Annotated in this window: 11 protein-coding genes and 1 pseudogene; 6 read left to right on the top strand and 6 right to left on the bottom strand. The window is 66.8% G+C overall.

Features of this window, described 5'->3' with window-relative positions:
• Positions 1-148, top strand: a pseudogene (locus Q9R39_RS21875) (IS256 family transposase); the annotation flags it as partial.
• Between the two features lie 233 nt (positions 149-381).
• On the opposite strand, the gene Q9R39_RS21870 reads toward Q9R39_RS21875, so the two are convergent.
• Both Q9R39_RS21870 and Q9R39_RS21865 read right to left on the bottom strand, forming a co-directional pair.
• The gene (locus tag Q9R39_RS21870) at positions 382-912 is read right to left on the bottom strand and encodes a hypothetical protein (RefSeq protein WP_311278250.1); all 531 of its coding nucleotides are present in this window, start codon (positions 910-912) and stop codon (positions 382-384) included.
• Positions 913-930: 18 nt separating this feature from the next.
• On the bottom strand, positions 931-1,269 hold the full coding sequence (locus Q9R39_RS21865; protein WP_311278249.1) for a hypothetical protein: 339 nt from the start codon (positions 1,267-1,269) through the stop codon (positions 931-933).
• 116 nt (positions 1,270-1,385) lie between these two features.
• On the opposite strand from Q9R39_RS21865, the gene Q9R39_RS21860 reads away from it, so the two are divergent.
• Both Q9R39_RS21860 and Q9R39_RS21855 read left to right on the top strand, forming a co-directional pair.
• The gene (locus tag Q9R39_RS21860; protein WP_311278248.1) at positions 1,386-2,030 is read left to right on the top strand and encodes a hypothetical protein; all 645 of its coding nucleotides are present in this window, start codon (positions 1,386-1,388) and stop codon (positions 2,028-2,030) included.
• A gap of 38 nt (positions 2,031-2,068) precedes the next feature.
• Positions 2,069-2,311: a hypothetical protein gene (locus Q9R39_RS21855; RefSeq protein WP_311278247.1), complete on the top strand. Its 243-nt coding sequence runs from the start codon at positions 2,069-2,071 to the stop codon at positions 2,309-2,311.
• Between the two features lie 234 nt (positions 2,312-2,545).
• Here Q9R39_RS21855 and Q9R39_RS21850 read toward each other — a convergent pair whose 3' ends face one another.
• Both Q9R39_RS21850 and Q9R39_RS21845 read right to left on the bottom strand, forming a co-directional pair.
• Positions 2,546-2,755, bottom strand: coding sequence for a hypothetical protein (locus tag Q9R39_RS21850; protein WP_311278246.1), 210 nt, complete (start codon positions 2,753-2,755; stop codon positions 2,546-2,548).
• A gap of 166 nt (positions 2,756-2,921) precedes the next feature.
• On the bottom strand, positions 2,922-3,578 hold the full coding sequence (locus tag Q9R39_RS21845; RefSeq protein WP_311278245.1) for an MspA family porin: 657 nt from the start codon (positions 3,576-3,578) through the stop codon (positions 2,922-2,924).
• A 275-nt stretch (positions 3,579-3,853) separates the two neighbouring features.
• Between Q9R39_RS21845 and Q9R39_RS21840 the strand changes: the two genes are divergently transcribed.
• The gene (locus Q9R39_RS21840) at positions 3,854-4,897 is read left to right on the top strand and encodes a DUF6924 domain-containing protein (RefSeq protein ID WP_311278244.1); all 1,044 of its coding nucleotides are present in this window, start codon (positions 3,854-3,856) and stop codon (positions 4,895-4,897) included.
• A gap of 85 nt (positions 4,898-4,982) precedes the next feature.
• On the opposite strand, the gene Q9R39_RS21835 is transcribed toward Q9R39_RS21840, so the two are convergent.
• Positions 4,983-5,681, bottom strand: coding sequence for a hypothetical protein (locus Q9R39_RS21835; protein ID WP_311278243.1), 699 nt, complete (start codon positions 5,679-5,681; stop codon positions 4,983-4,985).
• Positions 5,682-5,922: 241 nt separating this feature from the next.
• On the opposite strand from Q9R39_RS21835, the gene Q9R39_RS21830 reads away from it, so the two are divergent.
• Complete coding sequence (locus Q9R39_RS21830) at positions 5,923-6,303, top strand: hypothetical protein (RefSeq protein WP_311278242.1); 381 nt, start codon at positions 5,923-5,925, stop codon at positions 6,301-6,303.
• A 20-nt stretch (positions 6,304-6,323) separates the two neighbouring features.
• Positions 6,324-6,884 (top strand): sigma-70 family RNA polymerase sigma factor, encoded by a 561-nt coding sequence (locus tag Q9R39_RS21825; protein WP_311278241.1) that lies wholly within the window; start codon positions 6,324-6,326, stop codon positions 6,882-6,884.
• Positions 6,885-6,902: 18 nt separating this feature from the next.
• Here the strand turns inward: Q9R39_RS21825 and Q9R39_RS21820 are convergent, their stop codons facing one another.
• Positions 6,903-8,855 (bottom strand): MucR family transcriptional regulator, encoded by a 1,953-nt coding sequence (locus Q9R39_RS21820; protein ID WP_311278240.1) that lies wholly within the window; start codon positions 8,853-8,855, stop codon positions 6,903-6,905.
• Positions 8,856-9,085 lie beyond the last annotated feature (230 nt).

The raw sequence follows: 9,085 nt of genomic DNA, 5'->3' as shown, positions 1-9,085 counted from the left end.
ATCGGCGCTAAAGTGCCTGTACCTGGTGACCCGGTCGCTCGACCCGACCGGCACCGGACAGAAACGATGGACAATGCGGTGGAAACCAGCACTCAACGCATTCGCCATCACCTTCGCCGACCGCATGCCGGCCAGCGAGGACAACTAACCGAAAACGCCACTTACACCGTTAATCTGATACTCCCTCCTGCTCCCGGACTACCTCATCGTGGTCGTATTCCCAGTGGGACTCGTTGCTTTCGGCATCCTCGTTGCCGCTATCGCTGGTGCTAAACCGGCAGAAAAGATCGCGTTCTGGGCGGGGTTGACTTTCGGCCTGGCGGCCGATTGCATCTGGGTAGGCCTAATATTCGACGGTATTCTGTGAGTCTGAAACGTCAGTTACATACAGGCCCAGTCGAATACGTTCGATTCGAGGTCGTACTGGAGGGTGCCGGTGCCGATGTTCATCCCGGGAAGTTCGATCAGGTCGAGGTAGTACGGGGTGAGTCCGTCGGGAATCCACTGGGAGGGAAAGATTGTGCCGCCGAGGTGATTGAACCATTGGAGTCTGTTGGCCCAATCGTGGTGGTCGCCGTCGCCCCACGTGCTGAGGTACGGAGTGTCTGTGGTGGTGTCACGTTCGACGGGGGCGATGCCGGCGTTGGGGTCGTTGCGGCGCGGCGTGAGACGCACGAGCATCGGCGGGTCGTCGTGGTTCCACGCATGGCGGGGTAGTCCGTCGTGGTTGTGTTCTCCGGGACGTCGGCGGTCTTCCGGTGGTGAGCCGATCTGGGTGAGTTCATCGGCGGTGAGCCAGATCGCTGCGAAGTAGAGATCGAGTATGTCGGTGAGGAGGATCGGGTGGGGGCGATGGTGGTGCAGGTCGATGACGAACGGATCGGCCGGATCGGGGTTGTCGGGTAGCGGCATGAATGCCTCGCCTGCTCCTTAAAACAGCGCTATCCCTGGGAGGTCCGGGCCGCGTCGACGGAAATGCTCGGGGAGCCACAGGGTGATGACGTGCATCATCGGCATCCCCGTCGTGGGATCGCGCGGCCACTGCTGCGGAGCGATCCCCGGACCGACCGGTCCGATCCGGCCCGCGGGAACCGAATGCTGGGCCGCCCAGCTGGCCGGATCGACCCGGGAGTCTTCGGACGTGTGGCCCGGGTCTTCCCACAACCGGCCGTCCCTGTCTTCAAACACGATGTCGTAGACGGGGAACCCGCCGTCGGGGTCGCTCTCGAAGGCGGGTTCGGTGAGAGTGGTGAACGCGGGGTCAGCCATCTGTGGTCTCCTGGGTGGGTGCTGTTCGGTTCGTCGGGAGTATCGGCTGCGGTTGGTAGACCGTGGGGCGCTACGCAGTGGAGCACTACCTTGACACGGATGGGATCTGACTAGCGATGCCTGTTACGCCGCAGTGGCGGGCCGCCCACGACATCCTCGGCAAGGACATCGCCAAGGCCGCCCGGCGGGACGGCCTCACAATCACCAGCGTGTCGGGACTGGTCAACACCAACCGGCGCTACCCCAGCGTCATACCTGTGCTCATCGACTGGCTCAAGCACGCCGAGCACCGCGTGCCGCTGACCGACCCCTTCGACCTTGATCGCTTCCGCAGCAGCATCTATCGGGCACTGACCACGATCGACGCGATGGGAACCGAGGCCGTGCCGCTGCTCATGAGCGAGTTCTATCGCGAGCCGCAGCAAAGCCCGGGAACCCTGGATGCGGCGGCGAACGCACTGCGCTACCTCGCGGTGCCCAGCGACTTCGACCGCATCGCCGCACTGGCATCTGATCGGTCGTTGGGCTCGGGCCGGGCCGCGCTACTGGAATGGCTGATCACCCAAGGCACCCCCGAGGGGCTGCAGATCGTTGTCGAGCAGATCGACGACGAAACCGTTCGGGCACTGGGAATCAAATTCATCCGGCAGTACAAGCCGCTCCCGGCCGGTCTGCGTCCAGTTATCGAGCACTACCTCGACGACCCCGACAGCGAGGTCCGCAAACAAGCGACCAGGACCCTCCGCAAGATCCTCGACTAGCGGCTCGGTCTGTCGTTGCTAGTCGATACCCTTCTGGCGTGGGTCCGCACGATCAACATCCGACGCCGCTGAGCTACCCAACAATCCACCCTGACGGTGCGGCCATTGAGCCGCGCCCGCAGGTGATTGCTGCGCGTGCCGCCGACCTTGTGGCCACCGAACCCAGCTCGGTCGACGCCGTCGCAGAGGCTACGGCCGAGCTGCCCAGTTACGTCGCCGACGTGACCAGATGGGACCTGGTGGCCGCGGTGGAGAAGGCCGCCGACAGCATTTGCGCGTAGCCGCCACCCGTTGCTCGGCGATGTTCTCGGGCCCGGGCCGGTGCCGTGGTCATGCTGGCAGGGCGAGCTCGTCGAGCCGTGGCCGATCCTCGCCGACGCTGCAGCCCGTCTCGGTTCGGCGCTGCCGTCCCGGCACCCGGATGCAGGACACTGGTCGGTGACGACCGACTGAACGAAGACTGCGGGTGGCCGTTGAACGTCCACCCGCAGTCATTTCAGCTCAGCCGAGCTGGGTCAGAACTCGAGAATGTGCATTCCGCCGACGATGACGTCCTGGCCGTCGACACCGAAGTCGTAGGTCGTCAGCCCGTCCTCGCCGTGCTGCAGCTCGATCGGGGCGGCCGAGGCCAGTCCGCCGCCCAGCAGCGATAGTGCACTGGCCGCCGCGACGGCCGCCACGGTGGACCCGATCGTCTTACGCACTCGCGTCTTACCTACTCGCATCTGAGTGTTCCTTTCGTCATGCCAGCTCTTCGGCTGGACCTCGGTGGTGTGCACGTCTGAGGTCGCAGACCGTGCGCGGCGCACCGCCGGTGGTGCGTCCACAGATGGGTTGCTCCCGGGGTGGTGGAATGTTCCCTCGGGCAGCACATTCCGGTCCGATCGACGCCTACAGGTAGACGACGCGGCCGTAGACAGCGTTGCCGTCGTTGGCTTTCGGGGTGCTGGTCTTGAGGATGGCGTAGGAGCGGACCGCGACCGGGCCCGCGCATCCGTCGATGCTGATGTGGCCTTCGCGGGTGGTCGTCGACGCACGTCCGGCACCGACGGCCTTCTTGTCGAAGGTGACGGTGGTGATCTTGCCCGGTGACATCGTCACCGACAGGCTCGGCTGCAGGAGGGCCTGCGGACTGATCGACAGGTTGCCGCTGGGGCCGGCCGCGCTGACACCGCCGCCGCCGCTACCGCCGATGCCCAGGCTCGCCCCGACACTGCCGGTCACCGATTCCAGCTGCACCGCGCATCCGATCATGTACCCGGCTTCGAGTTCACCGGTGATCGGTGCGCCGGCCTGCCCGGCCGGCGGTGTCAGCGTGGACACCGCCCGCATCGACATGAACGCTTCCCGCGACGTCGGCACCGAGGACAGCGGGGCGACTTTCTGCACTTTCTCGTGGGTGGAGGCGATCGAGGCCTTCCAGCCGTCGTCGGTGACCCAGCTGCGCTGGTGCCCCGGCTGGGCCTCGGCGGTGCCGGCGGCGAACCCGCTCGCGACGGCGCCCATCGACACGGCGGCAACGGCAATGGTCATGACGGTCTTGTTCATCGGAGTGTCCTCTGGTCCTGTCGCAGCGAATCGCCGCGCCTTGTGCTGGCAGTCCCGCCTCGTTCATCGGGGCGAGAAATGTGCTCTGCGTGAGCAACTGAGGATTGGGTGCGCTGCGGCACCGGGAATGTTCCCGGCTGCACGACTCCCGTTGACGCCAGCCAGCTGGGCGGGTGTGTCGTCGGCGCGATCACGGCCAGTTCGGCCCTAGGGTGGCGGCTGGGGCAGCCGTTAGAAGAGCGTGCTGTGGGGGTCAACAGCAACGAGGAGTGGTTGTGGCGCAGGTGCAGTACGAACACCGAGGAACTGGATTCATCGCCATCACAGGCGGATTCGCATCTTTCGAGCCCGGGCAGTATCAAACCTGGAATGCTGGCCCACATCGATTGGGCATCGGCATCCAGGACACCAAGGACTACACGCTCAGCTACGAACCTGGTAAGCCAGGATTCAACCCACCGCGGCTTCCCGAGTTGACGTTCCTGATCCCTGATGGGCCGGCTCCGCTGGTCGTCGATCTCGAAACCCACGACGCAGAGCCGTCGCTCATGCCTGCCGACGAGGGCTGGGCCAACGTCGAGCAAGGCGGCGCCGAATTCGGCTACCTACCTGTGACGATGCAACCGCTGGTGTGGGGGGACGAACATGACAGCATCGTTGGCGATGTGCTGGCATCGATTGCCGCCGGTTGGAACATGGTCCGCATGTCCTGCCGGGACCGGAGACCCGAAGATCCCGTCCTGCAGGTGCGTGTCGACATCTGGCCCATCCCTGAGTCGGCCGGCCTCGAAGTCATCCGCTACACGCCGCCCGGGTCTCGTGGCCCGTCCGAGGACGCCGAGGTGCGAGAGCGCATCGAATCCGCCGTGACGATCGAGGATGCACCGTCGGTGTTTGGGCCGCTCGACGCCGACCATCTGTCAGGCCTGTCACTGTTGATCCGCGGTGATTTCAGCGATCTCGAGGCGTGGACGACGGTGGCGAATGCGGCGCTGGCCCCCGATCCTGTCGACGGGTTCACTGCCGATCTCACCCAGGTCGATGACCCCACCTACGACAACATCACCGTCGACGAGCTCGTGAACGCGATCGGGGAGCCGCCGCCGTTCTACGTGTTCCTGTGCGATACCCAGACCCTGTTCCACCCCGACCACCCGATCCTGGCCATCAATCTTGACGGCGAGGACACTTCGAATCGGAGCGTGCGGGTCGTGCCCGCTGCGATGTGGTCGATCGAGAACAACCTCGCCCTGGCCCACATGGACTTCGCCGAGTTCGTCGGCGCCGCCGACACCGACGGCATCTTCCGCGGATTCTGACGCCGAGGCGGTCAAGCCCATGCACAGCGATGCCCGACCCCCAGCTGGGGGTCGGGCATTCGACGTCGGTGACCTCGGGCGGGGGTCAGACGAGGGCGTCGCTGTCGTGGCCGCCGGGGGTGGTGTCTTCGGGGGCGTCCGGGGTGTCGCTGTAGGTGCCGGTGTCGTCGCTGTAGAGGTCGAGCTCGCCGTCACCGTCGGTGTCCTGGCCGTAGACGTCGGCCTGGCCGTCGAAGTCGGTGTCGAGCGCGACGGCGTCGAATTGCCCGTCGCCGTCGGTGTCGACAGCGACGGCGTCGATGGCCCCGTCGGCGTTGGTGTCGACGAGCAGGGTGTCGGGTGCGCCGTCGCGGTCGGTGTCGGTCAGCACGGTGTCGGGTGCTCCGTCGGCGTCGGTGTCGAGGGTCTGGGTGACCAGTTGCCCGTCTTCGTAGGAATCGACCTGGGTGAGGTCCCCATCGGCGTCGAGGTGGGCGACTTCGTCAACCACGCCGTCGCTGTCGAGGTCGCTGGCGATGACGGCTCCGCCGTCGGCGGTCGGTGCCGCTGCGGTGTCGACCTGGCCGTCACCATCGGTGTCGGCCTCGATCAGGACCACCTCGCCGGCTTCGTCGTAGTGCACGTCGATGGCGTTGCCGGCGTCGTCGGTGGTGTGCACCACCTCGCCGGCCGGGCCGTCGGCGGCATCCGGGGCGGGCGTGGGCGCATCGGCGGGGGTGGCGTCAGGGTTGTAGGGCTCGTCGGGGCTGATGATGGGGGCGTCGCTGCTGGGGGTACCGGACATGGTGGGTCCTCTCGAACTCGGTCTGTGAGCGTGTCGGGAATCTGTTGCCACCAGGAATGAGGAATGTTCCCGCCCACGATCGCCGCGACCCCGAATCCGCGTCTGTCTGGCGAGGAGGATTACATCACAGCTGTCGGGACCGGGTCGGGAACACCAGGGGTGGGCCGTAACATCTCACCTGGTGACCGGGCCGACGGCGACCTTCGTCGGCGACCACCTCACCAGAAACGGAGGTCAACACATGCAGGAGGACGAACCGTCGCCGGTTCTGGCGTCACTCGGCATCGACCCCGCCACCCTCGCCGCCGATCTGCCGCCGGGAGTGTGGGACAACGCGTTGCAGGCCGCCTTCGACCCCGACGCCGTCGCCGACCCCGACACCGTCCCCGACATGGACGACACCCCGCCGGCCGACCTCGATGAGGACATCGACCTGGGCGACGACAACCCCGACGGCCCGCCCGAGGCGCCGGCTGATCCGCCGATGGCTCACGCCGCCCAAGACGCCGCCGAGGAGGGAAGGCTCCCGCCCGCCGAGGAGGACAGCGCGAGTGTCGACCTCGACGACGCCGGTGTCGAGGACCCGCACCCTGGTGCCCACGACACGCACGACGACATCTGAGAACCGGGTTGGGGGAGTTGATGGACGAAGCACGTCTGCTGCTGCAAGCACGTAACGGCGACCAGCACGCCTTCGCCGAGCTCGTCGGCGCACACCGCACGCACGTGTGGGCGGTGTGCCTCAACATCTGTTCCAATCCCCACGACGCCGAGGACGCCCTGCAGAACACCCTCGTCGCGGCGTGGCAGAACCTGCACAAGTTCCGCGGTGAGTCGAAGTTCAGCACCTGGCTGCACCGAGTGGCCGCGAACAACGCCCTGATGGTCGTGCGGCGCCGCAAAGCCAACACCACCATCACCGACTTCACCGACCCCGACCAGCCGATCCAACTCGTCGACGACACCCACCAGTCAGCGTTTGATGACCAGATCGCGCTGCGCGACGCGGTACGCGAAGCTCTGGCACAGCTACCCGAGGACTTCCGAGAAGCCGTGGTGCTGCGTGAATTCGGCGATCTCACCTACGCCGACATCGCCGCCCACCAGGGCGTCGGTGTTCAGACAGTCAAATCCCGACTCAACCGAGCCCGCACCCAACTCGCCGAGCTGCTACGCGACACCGCCGCAGCGACAGGCCAGTAGCGTCGAACGAGACCTCGATCAGCGAGATTGGTCGTCGAGGAGGGCTGACGGTAGATCGGTCAGGCGTGGCGCGTTCGGGTTTCGGCGGAACCGTTCCGAGGTTCGGGGGTTGGTAGCGACCTGGTGCTGCTGCCGCTCGCGAATCTCGGTCGAGACCAGCCCGATGCGCTGTTCGATGCCGTGGCGCTGTTTGTACTCGCGGGCGGTCAGGTCGTGGGTTTCCAGATGGGTGCGGGTCAGCGCACGGAAACGCTCACCGCATTCATGGCAGGCGATTGTCTCGCCGTCGTCGTCGAGGTGGCCCCACCAGCCATGTCCTGACCGGCGAGGAGTCGGCGTGGTGGAGGAATCGACGCCTGAGGGGTCGAGTAGCACGCGCTCGCGTCGCCGCTGGATCGCGTGCGCGGAGCAGCGGTCTTGTTCCACCGCCCACCATTCGCATTCGGGCACAACACATTTACGCGCTTGTCCGTTGCGTTCCAACATCTGAACCAGGGTGGCGGACAGATCGTCTCCGGCTCGGCCGGCGATGGTGTCGAGGGCGACCGACAGCGCAGTAGCCACGATGTGCTGTACCCGGTCGGCGGTGAAGCGCCGCTGCCACAGGCCACCCCAGACGGTGGCCGCCAACAGGTCGTCGTCGGTGACACCTGCGGTGCGGTAGACCCGGTCGAGGATGGCGCGCGCATCGCAGACCACCGTGCGCAGGCGGGCGCCGCAGGCAGCGATCGCCGCCACGATGGCGTCGCGATCGGGGCGGTCGGCAGCAGCGATGGCGATGTCGGCGAAGTAGCCGGCGAGGTCATCGACGAGCCGGCCACGGCTGTCTTGGCCGAGGTCGCGGATCGCCGCGGCCGGGGTGAACACCGGCAGGCCATCGACGATGTCGACGTCGTCCCACGACAACGCTGTCGAGCGGCCCAGATAGCGCGCGGTTGTGGTCGTACGTGGGCCGTTTGTGCGCTCCTTGGTGATCGCGAGCTGCGGCAGTCCCTCACCGGGCTGGCCGAGGCCATGGATGGCCACGGCGGTCGTGCCGGTGACCACACAGTCAGGCCGGGTCGCCGCTAACCGTTGAGCAGGGGTCGAATCCCGCACGGCCGCTACCCAGGCCAGCTTCGCCGCGGCAAGGACGCCCTCACCAGGGCGGTCGGCCTCGCGCATCACTCCGTTGGCGACTGGAACCACCAGGCCCGCGTCGCGCAGCTTCACTTGATCGCTGCGGGTCACGCCCTGCTGCTGGAGCTGGACGCTGGTGATCAGGCCCCACTGGGCCGTCCGCAGCGACGCAGTATCGGCCCATTTGCCAGCCAGCAGCGGGGGCAGGGGAGACGACGGGGCGTCCAGGCGGACACCGGTGGCCGCGATCGCGGCATCGATGGCGGCACGATCGGGGCGGCCGGCCGCGGCCCCGGCGACAGCAGTGAAGTAGTCGGCCAGGTCGTCGGCGAACCGAGCGCCACCGTGCGCGGCGAGATCGCGGATCGCCGCGGCTGGGGTGAAGACGGGCAGTCCATCGAGGACCGCCACATCCTCCCACGACAAATCTGCCCGGCGAGGAACGATCGCGTAGGTGGCGGTCTGCCGGTGCCGGAAGCGCCCGGTGACTGCCAGCTGCGGCAGCGTCTCGACTGGGGGATCGTCGAGTCCATGCAGGGCCAGCGCGGTGTACGCGGTGACCACATAGTCTGGCCGCTCGGCCGAAAGCCGTTCTTCCGGAGTCGAACCTGGCGCTGCCGATACCCAGGCCAGCTGAGCTGCGGCCAGCAGGTCGTCCGACGGCGGGCGGGATTCACGCATCACACCTCTGGCCACCGACACCAGCAATCCGTTGCGCCGGAGCAGAAGCTGACTCGACCCGGCCACGCCGAGGCGCTGGAGTTGGGCGCTGGTGATCAGGCCCCACTGCTGGGCACGCAACGGTGCAGAATCGGCCCATCTCCGAGCCAACACCGACGACTGCGCAACCACCGGGAAAGGATAGGTCACGCCGAGCCGATGACAGATGTCAGCGCCAGCCGCGGACTCAGCAGAACTCAAGAGCAACCAGCTGCCACCGATAGGCGACACGGCCCAGACTGGATCGGCTGACCGGCCTCGCGCCGGCACGTATCCGACACGGTCTTCGCTCGACGCGGGCGGCGAATGGCCGCACCTGGCCGGCAGTGGTTAAGGAACCGAAGATCTCGGCGCCGCAGGGG

Source organism: Gordonia sp. AC31 (assembly GCF_031844505.1).
GTDB lineage: Bacteria > Actinomycetota > Actinomycetes > Mycobacteriales > Mycobacteriaceae > Gordonia > Gordonia hongkongensis.
The sequence above is the reverse complement of the archived record's forward strand: the minus strand, read 5'-3'. Positions and strand labels throughout refer to the sequence as shown.